The sequence below is a fragment of the Carnimonas bestiolae genome (assembly GCF_051251145.1).
Lineage (GTDB): Bacteria > Pseudomonadota > Gammaproteobacteria > Pseudomonadales > Halomonadaceae > Carnimonas > Carnimonas bestiolae.
Window position 1 is genome coordinate 28,294 of the sequence record NZ_JBPCZK010000007.1, and the last position, 17,693, is coordinate 45,986.

15 protein-coding genes are annotated in these 17,693 nt (G+C 57.9%); 5 read left to right on the forward strand and 10 right to left on the reverse strand.

Annotated features, from left to right (window positions below):
- Window positions 1-219 precede the first annotated feature (219 nt).
- The 5 genes from R84865_RS09455 (at window position 220) to R84865_RS09475 (ending at window position 7,028) form a co-directional block, all read left to right on the forward strand.
- Window positions 220-1,836, forward strand: a complete 1,617-nt coding sequence (locus R84865_RS09455) for a peptide ABC transporter substrate-binding protein (RefSeq protein ID WP_435639497.1) — start codon at window positions 220-222, stop codon at window positions 1,834-1,836.
- Between the two features lie 50 nt (window positions 1,837-1,886).
- Complete coding sequence (gene oppB / locus R84865_RS09460) at window positions 1,887-2,813, forward strand: oligopeptide ABC transporter permease OppB (protein WP_435639498.1); 927 nt, start codon at window positions 1,887-1,889, stop codon at window positions 2,811-2,813.
- 96 nt (window positions 2,814-2,909) lie between these two features.
- Entirely contained in the window at window positions 2,910-3,809 is a 900-nt protein-coding gene (locus R84865_RS09465) for an ABC transporter permease (protein ID WP_435637411.1), read from the forward strand.
- Between the two features lie 12 nt (window positions 3,810-3,821).
- Window positions 3,822-5,471, forward strand: coding sequence for an ABC transporter ATP-binding protein (locus tag R84865_RS09470; protein WP_435639499.1), 1,650 nt, complete (start codon window positions 3,822-3,824; stop codon window positions 5,469-5,471).
- Between the two features lie 411 nt (window positions 5,472-5,882).
- Window positions 5,883-7,028 (forward strand): porin, encoded by a 1,146-nt coding sequence (locus R84865_RS09475; protein ID WP_435631773.1) that lies wholly within the window; start codon window positions 5,883-5,885, stop codon window positions 7,026-7,028.
- Window positions 7,029-7,135: 107 nt separating this feature from the next.
- Here R84865_RS09475 and recJ read toward each other — a convergent pair whose 3' ends face one another.
- The 10 genes from recJ to ffh all read right to left on the reverse strand — a co-directional run bounded on the left by recJ (window position 7,136) and on the right by ffh (window position 17,584).
- Window positions 7,136-8,944, reverse strand: coding sequence for a single-stranded-DNA-specific exonuclease RecJ (gene recJ, locus R84865_RS09480; protein WP_435639500.1), 1,809 nt, complete (start codon window positions 8,942-8,944; stop codon window positions 7,136-7,138).
- Window positions 8,944-10,335, reverse strand: coding sequence for a threonine synthase (gene thrC, locus R84865_RS09485; RefSeq protein ID WP_435631775.1), 1,392 nt, complete (start codon window positions 10,333-10,335; stop codon window positions 8,944-8,946). The genes recJ and thrC overlap by 1 nt, the downstream gene beginning before the upstream one ends.
- Window positions 10,336-10,360: 25 nt before the next feature.
- On the reverse strand, window positions 10,361-11,701 hold the full coding sequence (locus tag R84865_RS09490) for a homoserine dehydrogenase (RefSeq protein WP_435639501.1): 1,341 nt from the start codon (window positions 11,699-11,701) through the stop codon (window positions 10,361-10,363).
- Between the two features lie 138 nt (window positions 11,702-11,839).
- Window positions 11,840-12,592 carry a DsbC family protein gene (locus R84865_RS09495; RefSeq protein WP_435639502.1) on the reverse strand — a complete coding sequence of 251 codons (753 nt, stop codon included), beginning with the start codon at window positions 12,590-12,592 and terminating at the stop codon, window positions 11,840-11,842.
- A gap of 27 nt (window positions 12,593-12,619) precedes the next feature.
- Window positions 12,620-13,507, reverse strand: coding sequence for a site-specific tyrosine recombinase XerD (xerD, locus tag R84865_RS09500; protein WP_435631778.1), 888 nt, complete (start codon window positions 13,505-13,507; stop codon window positions 12,620-12,622).
- A gap of 221 nt (window positions 13,508-13,728) precedes the next feature.
- Window positions 13,729-14,085: a 50S ribosomal protein L19 gene (gene rplS / locus R84865_RS09505; protein ID WP_025733502.1), complete on the reverse strand. Its 357-nt coding sequence runs from the start codon at window positions 14,083-14,085 to the stop codon at window positions 13,729-13,731.
- Window positions 14,086-14,186: 101 nt separating this feature from the next.
- Entirely contained in the window at window positions 14,187-15,002 is an 816-nt protein-coding gene (gene trmD, locus R84865_RS09510) for a tRNA (guanosine(37)-N1)-methyltransferase TrmD (RefSeq protein WP_435639503.1), read from the reverse strand.
- A gap of 34 nt (window positions 15,003-15,036) precedes the next feature.
- On the reverse strand, window positions 15,037-15,573 hold the full coding sequence (gene rimM, locus R84865_RS09515; protein ID WP_435639575.1) for a ribosome maturation factor RimM: 537 nt from the start codon (window positions 15,571-15,573) through the stop codon (window positions 15,037-15,039).
- A gap of 83 nt (window positions 15,574-15,656) precedes the next feature.
- Window positions 15,657-15,908, reverse strand: coding sequence for a 30S ribosomal protein S16 (gene rpsP / locus R84865_RS09520; RefSeq protein WP_435631780.1), 252 nt, complete (start codon window positions 15,906-15,908; stop codon window positions 15,657-15,659).
- Window positions 15,909-16,186: 278 nt separating this feature from the next.
- Window positions 16,187-17,584, reverse strand: a complete 1,398-nt coding sequence (gene ffh, locus R84865_RS09525) for a signal recognition particle protein (protein WP_435631781.1) — start codon at window positions 17,582-17,584, stop codon at window positions 16,187-16,189.
- Window positions 17,585-17,693: the final 109 nt, after the last annotated feature.

Genomic DNA, 17,693 nt, shown 5'->3' on the forward strand with positions numbered 1-17,693 from the left:
AGTCACGCAGCCGTTGGCATTAGGCGGCCGCCGCCGCTGCTTATTCGCCCCGCATCTATCAGTAGTAACGATCTGTTGTGATCGCGGCTGGCTTTTTGTCCCAAAACTGACACAATCAAAACAGCGCTTTGAATTGAAAGCGTGCCTGAAACGCTCAGCGGCCATCGGTCGCCATAACAATGTCAAAAGCCCGATAAGGGCAAGCGTCAGGAGACATCGATGTTCAACGCTGTTGCGCCGCGTATGCGTGAAGTTAGCACCACCGCTTTAAAAACCCTTGCCGCCGCCCTGACGGTATCGCTTGCTGCCGCTGCGCTGCCCGCTCAAGCAGCGAACCTGAACATCGCCAACGGCGATGAGCCCGGCACACTTGACCCGCAAAAATCCTCGGGCAACTGGGAGACCCGCATCACTCGCGAGCTGTTCGCCACGCTGGTGGCTATCGACAGCAAGGCAGAGCTGGTCCCGGGGCTAGCCAGCCGTTGGGAAATTTCAGACGACGGTTTGACCTATACCTTTCATTTGCGCGATGCCAAGTGGTCCGACGGCAAGCCGATTACCGCCGATGACGCCGTATTTGCGCTTAGGCGTGAGATAAGCCCTGCCACTGCGGCGTACAACGCCAACCTCTACTTCACCATCAAAAATGCTAAAGAGATCGTTGCAGGCAAGGCCAAGCCAGAAACACTGGGCGTGGAAGCCGTTGATCAACACACGCTGAAAATACATCTGACTCAGCCCACGCCCTCCATGCTGCAAGCCTTGTCGATGCCCGAAAGTGCGCCGCTGCCGCGCCACTACATTGAGGCGCAGCAAGGCAATTGGGTCAAAGCAGGCAAGCTGGTGGTCAGCGGCCCCTTCCAGCTAACCCGCTGGATACCGCAAAGCGACATAGAGCTGAGCAAGAATCCACAGTTCTACGCCGCCGACAGCGTGAAGCTCGACACCGCCCATTTCTATCCCATCAACGATGCACAAGCGGCGCTCAACCGCTTTCGCACCGGCGAACTAGGCATTTCCTACACAGGGGTGCCCGCCACTCAGTTCCCCACGGTCAAAAAGAACTTTCCCAATGAACTCAAAGTGGCGCCGCTGCTGGGTGAGTACTACTACGTGCTCAATCTGAGCAAAGGCCAACCCACTGCCGACAAGCGCGTGCGCGAAGCGCTCAATTTGGCGGTGCGGCGCGGTATCATCGCTAACCGTATTTTGGGACAAGGCCAAACGCCCTCGTACTGGTATCTGCCCAAGGCGATGGAAGGCGATGCTGGCGGCGAAATGCCGTTTGCTCATCAGCCCATGGCTGAGCGCTTGAAAAAGGCCAAGCAGCTACTGGCGGACGCGGGCTATGGCCCGGAGCATCCGCTGCATCTCGAAATTGCCTATAACACTCTGGAAGACCATCGCCGTATCGCCGTGGCCATCAGCGCGATGTGGAAGCAAATTGGCGTAACAACTACGCTGACCAATAGTGAAGCCGCGGTGCACTTCAACACCCTGAAAAATGGCAACTTCGAAGTAGGCCGCTATGGCGGCGTAGCCACGGTCAACGATCCACAGGATTTCCTGAAGAACTTTGTCACCGGCTATGAAGGTAACTACAGCCGCTATCACAACGCGCGCTACGACAAACTGGTCGATGCCATCGGCCGTGAACTTGACCCGCAAAAACGTGCTCGATTACTCACCGAGGCGCAGCAGCTACTGCTGGATGACTATGCACTACTGCCAATCTACGACTATGTCTCGATCAACCTGGTATCCGACAAAGTGAAAGGCTGGCACACTAACCCATTGGATGTTCACCCGTTGCGCTATCTAAGCGTGGCGCAGTGATTGTTCATTGTTGACCTTCGACCCTTGATGCAGCGGATTCCAATAACGATATGCTGAGCTACATAATCAAACGCATCGGTCAGGCGATTCCCACGCTACTGATCGTTATCACTGTCTCTTTCTTTCTTATGAGGCTTGCTCCAGGTGGCCCCTTCGACGGTGAGCGCCAGCTGCCGCCGGAAATCGAAGCCAACCTGATGGCCGCCTATCACATGGATGAGCCGCTGTGGCAGCAGTATGTGCGCTACCTGGGTGGCATAGCACACGGCGACTTCGGCCCCTCGTTCAAATACAAGGATTTCAGCGTTACCGACCTGATCTGGCAAGGCTTCCCCGTCAGTTTGAAGCTGGGAGCCTGGGCCATGCTGGTGGCACTGATCATTGGCTTACCGCTCGGTATTATTGCCGCCATCAAGCGTAACTCGGCGATCGATTACATCGTGATGGGGATAGCGCTGGGGGGCATTGCAGTGCCCAGCTTCGTGATCGCCCCCATTCTGGCGCTGGTATTCGGCGTTATTCTGGCGTGGCTGCCGGCGGGTGGCTGGAACGATGGTGCGCTGCCCAATCTAGTGATGCCGGTAGCGGCTCTGGCGCTGTCGCAGATAGCCTCGATTGCGCGCCTGATGCGTGCCTCGATGATCGAAGTGCTCAGCAGTCAATATATCCGCACGGCTCGCGCCAAGGGCCTAACGCCTACCGAAGTGATTGTGCGCCATGCGCTGCGTCCTGCGCTGCTGCCGGTGCTCTCCTATCTGGGCCCGGCCATCGCGGCGATCGTCACCGGCTCGGTGGTTATCGAGCAGATTTTCGGTCTGCCCGGCATTGGCCGCTACTTCGTACAGGGAGCACTCAACCGCGACTACACGCTGGTGATGGGCGTGGTGGTGTTCTATGCCATTTTGATTATCGTAATGAATCTAATTGTCGATCTGCTGTACAGCGTGCTCGACCCACAAATTCGCTACGACGATTGAGCTTTACTGACGGACGCCGCCGATGTGCGGCGTTGGGTACACAACGACAACAATACAACAACGTATTTGTTGCCCTGGCCTAACCGGTAATTATTAATGAGTACACATACAACATCTTCCGCCAGCGCTACCCGCGATGAATTTCAGGCGGGCGAGAGTCTTGCCGTAGAAGCCTGGCGCCGTTTGCGTCAGAACAAGGCTGCCATGGGCAGTCTGGTGCTATTGATTGTGCTAACGATTGTTTGCATCTGCGGCCCATGGCTACTGCCTTGGGGGCTTGATGACGTCGATTGGAACAGCTTCATGACCGCCCCTTCCAGCGAGGGCGCGCATTACTTCGGCACCGATGCCAACGGCCGCGACCTGCTGGTTAGAACGCTTTACGGCGGACGCATTTCGCTGTCGGTAGCGCTGGTCGCGACCATCGTCAGCCTGGTAATTGGCGTGCTATACGGCGCCATTGCCGGCTATTTCGGGGGCCGCATCGATAACCTGATGATGCGATTCGTCGACATCATGTTTTCACTGCCGTTCATGTTCATGGTGATTCTGCTGATGGTGGTGTTCGGTCGTAACATCCTGCTGATTTACGCTGCCATTGGGGCCGTCGAATGGCTGGATATGGCGCGTATTGTGCGCGGGCAAGTGCTGTCGCTGAAGCGCAAGGAGTTCGTCGAAGCCGCCACCGCGCTGGGCGTGAAGGACACCAAGATTGTCACCCGCCACTTGATTCCCAATGCGATTGGGCCAGTAATTGTCTATGTCACCCTCACCGTGCCCAAGGTCATTCTGCTGGAAAGCTTCCTGTCGTTTTTGGGGCTGGGAGTGCAAGAGCCGCTCACCAGCTGGGGCGTGCTGATTTCAGAAGGTCAGCAAATGATGGAAAGCGCTCCCTGGATGCTGATCTTCCCATCGGTATTTCTGGCGGTAACGCTGTTCTGCCTGAACTTCCTTGGTGATGGCCTGCGCGACGCGCTCGACCCCAAAACACGCTGAGGAGCTATTCCCATGACAACATCTTCCAACGCTACCAACACTTCCTCAGCGCACTCAGCCCCACTGCTGGAGGTTAACGGTGTTAACGTCGATTTTTCGCTGCCCAAAGGCGATGTCCGCGCCGTTGATAACATTCGTTTCAGCATTGCCAAGGGCGAGATCATGGCGCTGGTGGGAGAATCAGGCTCGGGCAAGTCGGTTACCTCCAACGCCCTGATTCAGCTGTTGCCCGAACTGGCCAAGGTATCGGGTGAAGCGCTCTTTGAAGGGCGTAATTTGCTGACGATGTCCGCAAGCGAGATACGCAAGATTCGCGGCAACGATATTTCGATGATCTTCCAGGAGCCCATGACCTCGCTGAATCCGATGCTGCGCATTGGCAAGCAGGTGTCGGAGGTAATTCTCAAGCACCGCAAAGCTTCGGGGGACGCCGTTAACAAGCGCGTGATCACCCTGCTTGAGCAGGTGGGCATTCCTGAACCCGAGAAGCGCGTCAAAAGCTATCCCCACGAACTCTCGGGCGGACAGCGTCAGCGCGTGATGATTGCCATGGCGCTGGCCTGCGAGCCTAAGCTCTTGATTGCCGATGAGCCAACGACGGCGCTGGACGTCACCGTGCAGGCGCAAATTCTGGCGCTGCTGAAAGAGCTTCAGCAGGAAATTGGCATGTCGATTCTGTTTATCACCCACGATCTTAATCTGGTCAAACGCTTCGCCGACAGCGTTTGCGTTATGCGCCATGGCAAAGGCATCGAAGCGGGCTCGGTGGCCGAGGTATTTGCCGCGCCGAAGGAAGAGTACACGCGCATGCTGCTGGCTTCGACGCCCAAGGGCAGCAAGGCGCAGGTTGCCGACGATAGCCCAGTGGTGCTTGAAGCCGATGACGTCAAGGTATCCTTCACCACCAAGAAGCACTGGTTTCGCGCCGATGAAAAATTCGACGCGGTGCGCGGCATCAGCCTCGAGGTAAAGCGCGGCCAAACCATCGGTATTGTGGGCGAATCAGGCTCGGGCAAATCGACCCTGGGACGCGCTATCCTGCAACTTCTGGAAAGCGAAGGACGCATCGTCTTCGACGGCACCGATCTTGCGGGCCTTAGCACCAGTGAGATGCGCCCGGTGCGCTCGAAAATGCAGGTGATCTTTCAGGACCCTTACGGCTCGCTCTCGCCACGACTTAACGTCGGCGAAATCATCAGTGAGGGGCTCAAAGTTCACTACCCCGAGCTAAGCCGCAAGGAGCGTCAGCGCCGCGTCGTAGAGGTGCTCGAAGAGGTGGCGCTCGATCCACGCATGGCAAGCCGTTACCCCCATGAGTTTTCCGGTGGGCAGCGCCAGCGTATCGCGATTGCTCGCGCACTTATTTTGAAGCCCGAGTTTCTGCTGCTCGACGAGCCAACGTCCGCCCTCGACCGATCGGTACAGGTGCGGGTCGTCGAGCTGCTGCGGGAGGTTCAGCGCAAGTATGGGCTGACCTATGTCTTTATCAGCCATGATCTTGCGGTGGTAAGGGCATTGGCCGATCACGTTTTGGTAATGAAGCAGGGTGAAGTGGTCGAACAGGGCGCTACCGAGCAAATTTTCTCTGCGCCTAAAGAGCCTTATACCCGTGCGTTGATCGATGCCGCCTTCCTAAATCTGGAAGATGTCGACGTCGCCTGACGCGCCCCCAACATTCGCTCCTGTTTGCGCGCAATGTGGCAACAGGGGCGAACGATATAATTGCGTCGTATAGCGATATGCGCGCAAGGATATATCAATTTCCCCGTCAGCCTTAAAATTAGTTATTCACTATTACAGCTCTATTCTTAATCTTTTATTTAAATCGAACTCGACCATTTAGGGGGGTGAGCCCGCCTACTTTTTTCGGTATAAATTAAAATCCGTCGGCAAAAAGCTCGGTGTACAAAAAATATACGCTCGCTGATCGCTTTTTTCTTCGCCTGCGGCACCTCATTTGAACCTCGCAAACGAGCTCGGATGAACTACTTCGTAGTATCCAAGGCGTCGTCTACCGCATTCGCGATACAACGCCCCACTACAATACGCTTCACATAACGGAACATTGCCTTTATGCCGCGCACAGCAGCCTATACTTCCTTGACTCGCTCGACCCTCGCTGTAGCTATTGGATTTGCTTCACTTGGCGTCGCTTATCAGGCTTCCGCCTTCACTGCGTTTGAGAACGAAGACAACAAGTTTGTGATCAGCGGTCGTATTGCGTACAGCTACGACTGGAACTATCAAGGCACCAGCAAAGATACCGGCCTGAACAACGGAGGCTCGCGTATCAACCTGGCGTACGAACACTACTTCGACAATGGCTGGACAGGCTTCGCACGCTGGGAAGAAGGTCTCGACCCCCTCTTCACCACTGGCGAAAACGATGCCCACTTCAACCGCTATCGCTATTTGGGCGCTAGCAACCCGACCTACGGCACCATTACCTATGGTCGTCAGGATTCGTTGATGTATGACTACGTCGACGTCTTTACTGACCAACCGTGGAACTTCACCGACTACACCGCGCAGGCGTGGATGGGGTCGGATTTGAAGGGCGGTACGCGCCCCTCACGCAGCCTCAAGTACTCGGTGAACATCGACAAGTTCACGGTCGGGGCGATGTATGGCTTCTCCTACGGACACGTGAGGAGTGGCGGTCCTTCTTCCGAACAGGATTACGGCTACAAGCGTAAGTACTTCTATGAAATTGGTGGTCAGTATCGCCCTGGCTACGACGTAACGCTGGGTGCTGCTTTCCACCACGCCAAATTCAAGGCGGGCGAAGGCGAGCCGGAGACCAATGGCAACACGTCGCTCTCAAGCAATGGCTGGGAGCTGGGCGCCAACTGGACGCCGGGCAACTGGGTGTTCTCGGCACTGGGCGGCGAATCACGTAACCACGCCGACTTCAGCGGCCATACCTGGCGCAACTACGATACCTTCGTGGCTTACACCTGGCCCAAGCTGCTTGGCCCTGCGGGTGATCTACAAGCCTATGGCGAATACAGCTATGCCAAGGATCGCAAAGAGAAAGAGAACACCATCAACCGTTCCATTCTGGGTGTTGCCAGCATCTCGTTCAGCGGCCACTTCATTGTTGCGCTTGAGCACATGTGGATGGACGACACCGAGCACCACACGCCCGCAGACGGCGGTGGCAAATATGATCTTTACGATCACGACGCGACCACGCTGTTTGTTCGCTACAACTACTGATCGATTGGCATAACGCGACAGCACGCCAGCAAAAAGCCCTTCCGGTGGATACCGAAAGGGCTTTTTTGATGCGTACCGCTGAGCGTCGATGGGCGCTATGCCGTGACTTAATGCAGCGCTTGGGCAAACTCGATCATCAGCTGCAGCGATTCCCGACCGCGAAACCGATTGCGGGCCGGCCGGAAGGCGCAGCGCATGACCATGCCTGCGGCCAAGGGCGCCGACTGACCCGCCGCTGTGGCGCGGAACCAGATCGCACGCACGGACCGCCCTTGACCGGTATCAAGCTCCATCATCAGGTGGGTGCCATCGCTACCGACCAAGCGAGCCTGCTTAACCACAAACTGCCCCTCGAACAGCGGCGCTTCGAACTCGCGCCCATAGGGCCCCAACCGCTCGATCTCGTCCAGCAGGGCCAGGTCGAGTTGCCCCGCCTCGAGCTCGCCGTCAGTGTGGATGATTGGAAACAGCGCACGGCCGTTAAGCTGCTCGCCAACCGCTTGTTCGAGCGCGGCGGTGAAATCACTCAGGGTTGAGGCGACAAGGGTGAAGCCAGCGGCCCCAGCATGGCCGCCAAAACGCACCAGCGCGTCGGGCTGCAGCGAATTAACGCGCTCCAGAGCATCGCGCAAATGCACCCCCTCGATCGAACGAGCGGACGCTGCCAACTGCCCCGCCGTCGAGCCCGGCGTAAGCACCACGCAAGGTCGCCCGAAGGCCTGCACCAAGCGCGACGCCACAATGCCCTGCACCCCCGCGTGCCCATCTTCTACAAACAGCGTTAGCACCGGCGCTTCACGCTGAAGCTGCGGCGCGGCAAGGCGTTTGGCCTGCTCGACCATATCGGCTTCGATCGCCTTGCGCGACTGATTATCCTGCTCCAACAGGTCAAGATAGCGACGCGATGTCGCCGTGTCGCTCGCCAGCATGAAGTGCAGCGCGGCGTAGGGATCATCGAGACGCGAGCGCGCGTTGATACGCGGCCCCATCTGAAACCCGAGCGTTTCGGCGGTAAAGGGCAGGCTATCATCCCCCAGCCGCTCGGCCATCACCTGCCAGCAAGGCTCCTGCATGCGATTGATAATTTGCAGGCCGTAGCTGACGACAGCGCGGTTGATGGCGCTATCACCAAGGCTAACGCAATCGGCCACCGTGCCCAGCGCTACATAGGAGAGCCATGCCGATAGCTTTGGCGTTTGGGCGGGCAGCACGCCGGTGTCGATCAGCAGCGTTCTGGTGAGCGCCATGATCAGCCATGACACCATGCATCCGGCAATGGTGCGATCGGGATAGTCGCAGTCGAGGCGCGATGGATTAACGACGGCGTAGGCCGAAGGCGGCGGCCCTTCTACCGGCACCGCGTGGTGATCGGTAACCACCACGTCGACGCCGCCAGCCTTCAGGCGGGCGATGCGCGCTTCGTCGGAGGAGCCGCAATCGGCACTGATCACCAGCGAGGGACGCGGCGAACACGCCAGCGTGCGCTCGACCAGCGGTTGAGAGATACCATAGCCGTCGTTGATACGATGCCCGATCAGGCTGGTAATGCGACGGCGCGGAACACCAAACAACTCGACCAGCGTGCGTAGAATCACCACGTGCGAGGTAATACCATCGACGTCGTAGTCGGTGAGAATGCCAATTTGCTCACCTTCGGACACCGCGCGCGCAATGCGCTCGGCAGCACGCTGCCCATCTTTCAAACAGGCAGGATCGATCAAATGGCGAAGCCCAGGCGCGATGAGTGCATCGAGAGAATTCTGCGGCGCACTCACGCGCCCCGCCATGATTCTGGCCTGTAGCGGCGACAGCCCCGCCGCGAGCGCTTGCTGCTCGACGGCGGCATCGCGCTGGCGCTGCATTAGCCGTGGACGCGTGCTATCTGACAAGGAAGAAGCGGCCGTTGCCTCGGCCATTACTGACGGCGCGCGCTAGCGACGTAGCGTTGCACGTCTTCGATCGACGCAGGCATCACTTCGTAGCGCTCTTCGCGCGATAGCAGATCGCTCATGTTATCGGGCAGCGGCACTTCTTCGAAGCCGGCCTGCTCGACTGCCTCGGCAAACTTGGCCGGATGCGCTGTGGCGAGCGTAATCATCGGCACTTCCGGGTGCTGGTTGCAGCGCTCGGCAGCGCGGTAGCCAATGGCGGTGTGAGGATCGAGCAATTCTCCGGTGCGCTGATGCGCTTCACGAATCGTCGCGAGAATTTCCTGATCATCAACGGCGGCGCTGGAAAACAGCTTGCGCAGCGCCGCCAGCGGCGCTTCTGCCAGCGCTGCCGGTGACTGCTGGAACTGCTCGAGCAGCTCGGATACCGCTGCCGCATCACGGTCATAGGCGAAGAACAGCAGGCGCTCGAAATTCGACGACACCACGATATCCATCGACGGCGCCAGAGTTGCCAACAGCTCTCGACGCGAGAAGTCGTTGGCAGAGACCACCCGATGAAGGATGTCGTTGGCATTGGTAGCGATTACGAACTGGCGCACCGGTACACCCATTTCGCGCGCCAGATAGCCCGCGAAAATATTGCCGAAGTTGGCGGAAGGAACCGTGAAGCTCACTTCGCGATGCGGTGCACCCAGCGCTACGGCGGCGGCCACATAGTAGGCGGTTTGCGCCATGATGCGCGCCCAGTTGATCGAGTTGACCGCCACCAGCCGCGTGCCTTTCAGGAAGTTTTGGTCGGCAAAGCTGGACTTCACGATTGCCTGACAGTCATCGAAGTTACCTTCGACCGCAACGTTGAACACGTTGTTCTCAAGCACGGTCGTCATCTGACGACGCTGTACTTCGGAAACGCGCTGATACGGATGCAGAATGAAAATATCAAGATGATCGCTGTGCTTGCAGCCTTCGATGGCCGCAGAACCGGTATCGCCTGAGGTAGCGCCCATCACTACCGCACGCTCACCGCGCTTGCTCAGGAAATGATCGAGCAATCTGCCGAGCAACTGCAGCGCAACGTCCTTGAACGCCAGCGTTGGGCCGTGGAACAGTTCCAGCAGGAAATGGTTGGCATTAAGCTGCTTCAGCGGCACCACTGCATCGTGGTGGAAGGTGGCATAGGTGTCATCAACAATGGCTTTGAAGGTAGCGTCATCGATGGCGCCATCGACAAAAGGCTTCATGACCCTGAAGGCAATCTCTGCGTAGGAAAGCCCCGCAAACCCAGCCAGTTCTTCGCGACTGATTTGCGGTAGCGTTTCCGGCACATAGAGGCCGCCGTCAGATGCCAGCCCCGTCAGGACAACATCTTCAAACCCTAGTGCGGGAGCCTTCCCGCGCGTGCTTATATAACGCATATCGTTTCTCTGTATGGTAGCGCGATCAGTCGTCGGAGCCTTCAACGCGAATGCGCATGATGCTGCCTTCTACATCGTCGAGTGCTTCTAACTGCGCGATGGCGGCATCCATGTTCTCTTCAACGGCGCGGTGGGTCAGGATAATCAGCGAGGCGCTGCCTTCATGACCAGCCTCACGCTGCACCAGCTTTTCGATGCTGATATCAAGATCCGCCAGGATGCGCGCAATACGCGCCAGCACGCCGGGACGATCAACGGCATTCAGACGCAGGTAATAGGCTGAAACAACCTTCGATATCGGCAGAATAGGCAGCTCACGGCGACCTTGGTCGATGCCGCGGAAGGCCAGATAAGGAGTGCGATAGCGGGGATCGGTGGCAGTGTCGCGAGCGACATCGAGAATGTCGGCAATAACCGCCGAAGCCGTGGCTTCATCGCCTGCGCCCGGACCGTAGTAAAGACTGCGCCCTATCGCATCGCCCATGACCTCGACGGCATTGGCGACGCCATGCACATTCGCCAGCAGGCGCGATTTGGCAATCAGCGTGGGATGCACCCGTAGCTCGACGCCTTCATCGGTGCGGCGCGCAATGCCAAGGTGCTTGATGATATAGCCAAGCCGATCGGCCTGCTCGACATCTTCAGCGGTAATCTTGCGCAGCCCTTCGGTGTAGGCAAGATCGAACTGCAGCGGCACACCAAAGGCAATCGACGCCAGAATGGTCAGCTTGTGTGCGGCATCTATGCCTTCGACATCGAACGTGGGGTCAGCCTCTGCATAGCCAAGCGCTTGGGCTTCGGCAAGCACATCATCAAAGCTGCGGCCATCGTCGCGCATATGGGTCAGAATGAAGTTACCGGTACCATTGATGATACCCGCCACCCACTGAATACGGTTGGCGCCAAGCCCTTCACGCAGCGTTTTGATAATGGGAATTCCGCCGGCCACCGCCGCTTCGAACGCCACGATCACGCCTTTCTTGGCGGCAGCGTCGAAGATTTCATTACCATGCACCGCAATCAGCGCCTTGTTGGCGGTTACCACATGCTTGCCGTGCTCGATGGCTTCAAGCACTAGCTGCCGAGCAATGTCGTAGCCGCCAATCAGTTCGACCACCACATCGACATCAGGGTTGCGCGCCACCTCGAAGATATCGCGCGTGACGTTGACGCTTGAGGTATCGCAGTCAGGGTTATCGCGGCGCGCCCCCACCTGCTCTACCACGATAGGCCGCCCTGCTCGACGAGCAATATCCTCAGCGTTGCGAATCAACACATTGAAGGTGCCGCTACCGACGGTACCTAGACCGCAAATACCTACTTTGACGGGCGTTAGCGATGGCGCTGCGCTGCTCTCGGAATCCACGATTGTCCTGACTCTCTTATTGCCGATGAAAGGTGGCTTTATCAACTGCTACGCGTTGCCCAGCAGCCCGAACCACCCGATAAATGTACGTTGATTGCCGCCTCCCTGGCCGTTGACCAGGAGCGCGGCAAGCGTGAGTTACTGCGCGTGCTGCTTGAAGTGTGACACCAGCTGCCCTGCGGGCAGATAGCCTGGCACTAGGCTGCCATCAGGATAAACGATGGCTGGCGTTCCCTGAACACCAAGCTGCCGACCCAGCTCGTAATCACGCGCGATAGTGCTAGCGCACTGCTTACCACTGTTATCGGGCATTTTACCGTTAAACGCCGCTGACATGGACTGCTGAGGGTTACGACTGCACCATATTTGCGCCAGTTCAGCCGCCGCCGGAGAGTGATCACCCGCGCGCGGGAAGGCCAGATAGCGTACCGCGATGCCTTGCTTGTTCAGCGTCGGAATCTCTTTATGCAGCTCCTGACAGTAGGGGCAGGTAATGTCGGTAAACACAGTGAGCGTGCCTTTGATATCGCCCGCTGGCCGGAAGATAACGCTATCACGCTTATCAAGCTTGGCGAGTGCTTCACGACGCTGCTCGTTAGCGGCTTTCTCGCTTAGGTTGATCAGTCCATGCTCGCCGTTTTCGTATAGATCACCAGTAAGCATGTAGTGGCCTTGCGGGTCGGAGAAGACCACATCGCCGCTTTCCAATGTTAGCCGATAAAGGCCCTTGATGGGGGTGGTCCGTGCATCAGTGACGGCGACCTTACGGCCACCGATGGTCAACGAGGAAATATCTGGCGCACTGGCCGCGATCACCGGAGATACAATGCCCATCGCGCCGGCACAGGCGATGGCGGCGATTGCAAGACGGCGAAATCCAAACACAAACATACAAAAACTCCGTAGCAGAGGCTGTACTCAGCCGCGCGGATGGTGCTGCTGATGCAGCTGCTCAAGACGACGTTGAGCAACATGGGTGTAAATCTGGGTCGTCGACAGGTCACGGTGGCCCAACAGCTCCTGAACAACACGCAGGTGGGCGCCGTGATCCAGCAAATGCGTTGCGAACGCATGGCGCAGCGTATGCGGTGACAGAGGCTTATGGATGCCTGCCTGCATGGCATGCTTTTTAATGCGATACCAGAACGTCTGGCGGGTCATGAAGCCATCATGACGACCGGGAAACAAGGGGGCGCGAGTGATATCCGCCATCAGCAGACTGCGCCCCTGGCGCATGTAGCGCTCGAGCCAATCAACCGCCTCTTCACCGAGGGGGACCAAGCGCTCCTTGTTGCCCTTGCCCAATACTCTGACCACGCCTTGGCGCAAATTAAGGCTATCGACGCGTAGCTCTATCAGCTCGGTAACCCGCAGCCCGCATGCGTACAGCACTTCGAGCATGGCGCGATCGCGCAGCCCGAGCGGATCCTCAGTGTCGGGCGCGGCAAGCAGGCTTTCGACATCGGCTTCATCAAGGGTTTTGGGCAGGCCAGCACGCACCGGCGCGGTTTCTACATGACTAATGGGATCGCTTTCGATCAGACTTTCGAGCATTGCCCAGCGATAGAAGCGGCGCAGGCTCGACAGCAGACGCGCATCACTACGTGGGCTATACCCCGCCGCCCGACGCTCGCCAAGAAGATTTTCCAATGCCTCGGGCGGCGGTGCCAGCAGCATCGCGGGATCATCCAAATGAGACACCCAGCACTTCAGGTCGCGGCGATAGGCCGCCAGCGTGTGGGGGCTAGCGCCTCGTTCAAGCCAGAGTGAATCGAGAAAACTGTCGATGAGTGCGGTGTAGAACATAAGGAGCGCGTTTCAGGATTAGGCCTGACAAAATACCACCGATTCGGAAGAATTGCCGCCCTCGATAGCGCTGTTTACTGACGCCATGATGAATCTGCAGCAAGCTGGACAAGCACCGTGTTAACTAATAGCAAAAAACCCGCGCCCTTGAGAGGACGCGGGTTTTTGGTCGGCCTTTGCCGATCGCTGGTACCGGCAAGCGGCACCAGCGAAAGCCGGTATCAGGAAAGTTTTTCCTTGATACGGGCAGCCTTGCCGCTGAGTTCGCGGAGGTAGTAGAGCTTGGCCTGACGAACGTCGCCGCGACGTTTGACAGAAACGCTGTCAACGAGGGGGCTGTAAGTCTGGAAGGTACGCTCAACGCCAACACCGTGAGAGATTTTGCGAACGGTGAATGCGGAGTTAAGGCCACGGTTACGCTTACCGATGACCACACCTTCGAACGCCTGCAGACGCTCGCGGTTACCTTCTACTACCTTTACCTGAACAACGACGGTATCGCCAGGAGCGAACGCCGGCAGTTCCTTGTTGATCTGCTCGTTTTCGATCGCCTGGATCACTTTATTACGATTGCTCATTTTCAAACTCCTGTAGGTTGCCGGAAGCTTCCGGCAGCGTGACCCCGGCAACAGAGCGGGGATCGTTATGTGGATGACGCCTTGACCGCCCTTAGGCTGCCCTAGGCACCGCCGTCGCCGGAGGAGTTGTTCTCTCCAGCGCCGTGTTCGCTAACGAACGCGTCGAGAAGCTGCTGTTCTTCTCGCGTAAGCGTTCGCGCTTCTAGAAGCTCAGGACGATGCAGCATCGTACGCCCGAGCGACTGTTTCAACCGCCAGCGTCGAATTTCGCCGTGGTTGCCTCCGAGAAGGACGGCTGGTACACGTTTGCCATCAACTTCTTCGGGACGCGTGTAGTGCGGGCAGTCGAGCAGTCCGTCGCTGAACGAATCCTCTACTGCGGAGCGCTCGTGACCCAGCACCCCCGGCACCAGCCGCGACAGCGCATCGATCATTACCATTGCTGGTAACTCGCCACCGCTGAGCACGTAATCACCAATCGACCACTGCTCATCGATATCGCTCTCGATGACACGCTCGTCAATGCCTTCGTAACGCCCTGCCACCAGCACCAGCCGCTGGCGGCCAACAAGCTCGGCTGCCCCTGCCTGATTGAACACCCGACCCTGCGGCGATAGATAAATCACCTTGGGCGGCTGACCGTTTTCGGTCAGGGCATCGCGGGCATCGCGAATGGCAGCGCGCAGCGTGTCGACCTTCATCAGCATGCCGGGACCACCACCGTAGGGGCGATCATCGACGGTGCGATGACGATCCTGAGCGTAATCGCGCGGATTCCAGCAGCGAATATCGAGAATTCCCTGCTTTACCGCGCGGCCGATAACGCCCTGCTCAGTGAGCGCCGGAAACATTTCCGGAAAGAGCGATACGATGCCAATACTCAGGCTTGGCTGATCCGACTTCGCCTCGGTGCTCATGACAGGAGTTCCAGAATCAACGCGACGTTCGGTTTCAAAAGTCCGGATCCCAGTCGACTGTCATGTGCCCCGCGTCCAGATCAATATCAATGATGACATCGTCGGGAATAAACGGCACCAGCCGTTCCTTGCCATCCTCGGCGCCCTTGATCACGAGGACATCGTTGGCCCCTGTTTCAAACAGGTAGGCAACGCGCCCCAATGCCACGCCATCGGTAGTGGCAACCGCCAGCCCTTCGAGCTGATACCAGTAGAACTCACCCTCGGACAGCCGCGGGAGTTCTCCCGCCGCCAGCCGAATGGTGGCACCACCCAGCGCCTCTGCGGCATCGCGAGAATCGACGCCTTCGAGCTGCACCACCAGACCTTTGCCCTGGCGCCGCCCCTGCAGCACGCGAAAACGGCGCTCGACACCGTTTTTCTCGACGCTCCAGTGCGGATAATCGAGGATACCTTCCATCGGACTCGTGTGTGAATACACCTTGAGCCACCCCTTGATGCCATAGGGGCTGGTAAGGCTGCCCATGACCACGCGCTGATCGTTCGACTGCTCAGCAGCGTTGCGGTCAATGCTCATGCCCTAACACCTATCCGACTAATGGAAACTATCCAGCGCTTGCGCCATGTACAACGCAAGCTGGCACCAGCTGCGAATTATGCAGCTTCCTTGCGAGCAGATTTGATCAGCTCAGCAACACGATCAGAAACCTGCGCACCCTGGGATTCCCAGTGAGCAACGCGGTCGAGATCAATGCGCAGACGCTCTTCACCGCCACGCGCGATCGGGTTGAAGAAGCCGATACGCTCGATGAAGCGACCGTCGCGTGAAACGCGAGAGTCAGTTACGGAGATATGATAAAACGGACGCTTTTTAGCGCCGCCACGTGCCAAACGAATGGTAACCATCGCTAATTCTCTCTAGCTGTATTCGATAACAGTATGCTCTCGGTGCGAACCGGAGCACGACGTCAGACGCTGAACCTGCGGGGGTACTGCCCGCCCATTAGCATCTTCATCGTTCCTGGGGCCTGGACGCCAAACAACCTGTAGCGCCGAGGCGGGATTTTTACCGGCGAGCCGATACGCGATGCAGCTCGTGCAAAGAGGCGGTATTCTACGGCAATTTTCAACCTCTGCAAACAGCACAGCGGAAGATAATTATCTGTTACCGCGTGCGCCGCGACTCAGCGACGCGGAAAACCGCCCATTCCACCCATGCCGCCGGGACCTCCGGGGCCGCCACCGCCCATCATCCCGCTCATGCCGCGCATCATTTTCTGCATGCCGCCCTTTTTCATTTTCTTCATCATCTTCTGCATTTGCTTGTGCTGTTTGAGAAGACGATTGAGGTCGGGCACCTGAGTGCCGGAGCCTGCGCAGATGCGCCGCTTGCGCGAACCGTTGATGAGCTCGGGCTTGCGTCTTTCCTTGGGCGTCATGGAGTTAATCATGGCTTCCAGCTTGCCGAACTCTTTCTCGGCATTCTGATTTTGTGCCATCTCTGCCATCTGGCCCATGCCCGGCAGCTTATCCATTAGCTTGCCCATGCCGCCCATGCTCTTGAGCTGCTGGAGCTGATCGCGAAAGTCTTCGAGATCGAAGCCTTCGCCCTTTTTAATCTTCTTGGTGAGCTTCTGAGCCTTGCTCTTGTCGACCGTGCGCTCTGCTTCTTCGATCAGGCTCAGTACATCGCCCATGCCCAGAATACGGGAAGCGATACGGTCAGGATGGAAAGGCTCCAGCGCGTCGGTTTTTTCACCGACACCGATAAACTTGATCGGTTTTCCGGTCAGATAGCGCACCGACAGCGCCGCACCACCGCGCGCATCGCCGTCGGCCTTGGTCAGCACTACGCCGGTTAGCGGCAGCGCGTCGTGAAATGCCTTGGCGGTGTTGGCAGCATCCTGACCGGTCATCGAGTCGACCACAAACAGCGTTTCAGCCGGTGAAATGGCACCGTGCAGCTGTTTGATTTCGGTCATCATGTCTTCGTCGACATGCAAGCGACCAGCGGTATCCACCAGCACGACATCGAAGAACTGAATCTTGGCGTGATGAATGGCCGCGCGCGCAATATCGACTGGTTTCTGCGAAGAATCCGACGGGAAGAACTCGACGCCCACTTCCTCGGCAAGACGCTCAAGCTGATCGATGGCCGCAGGACGATAGATGTCGGCGGACACCACCAGCACTTTTTTCTTTTCGCGCTCGCGCAGATAGCGGCCCAGTTTCGCCACGGTGGTGGTTTTACCGGCCCCCTGCAAGCCAGCCATCAGCACGACCGAAGGCGGATGCTTGAGATCGAGGGGCACATTGCCCTCGCCCATCACGCTCTCGAGTTCGTCGCGTACAATCTTGACGAATTGCTGACCCGGCGACAGGCTTTTGGATACTTCCTGCCCTACCGCCCGCTCACGAACGCGCTCGACGAACGCCTTGACCACTGGCAGCGCGACGTCAGCCTCGAGCAGCGCACGCCGCACCTCGCGCAGCGTGTCACGCACGTTGTCTTCAGTGAGTCGGGCCTGACCGGTAATACTGCGCAGCGTTCCCGATAACCGATCGGATAAACTATCGAACATGAGCGCCTCCATGGACCGCCAGCGTTTACGCCGCGCGGCAAATTCTGTAACCGAAGCCAGCGATTGCGAGGCTGTTTCGGCGATGGGTCGCGAAGTATAACTTTTTCAT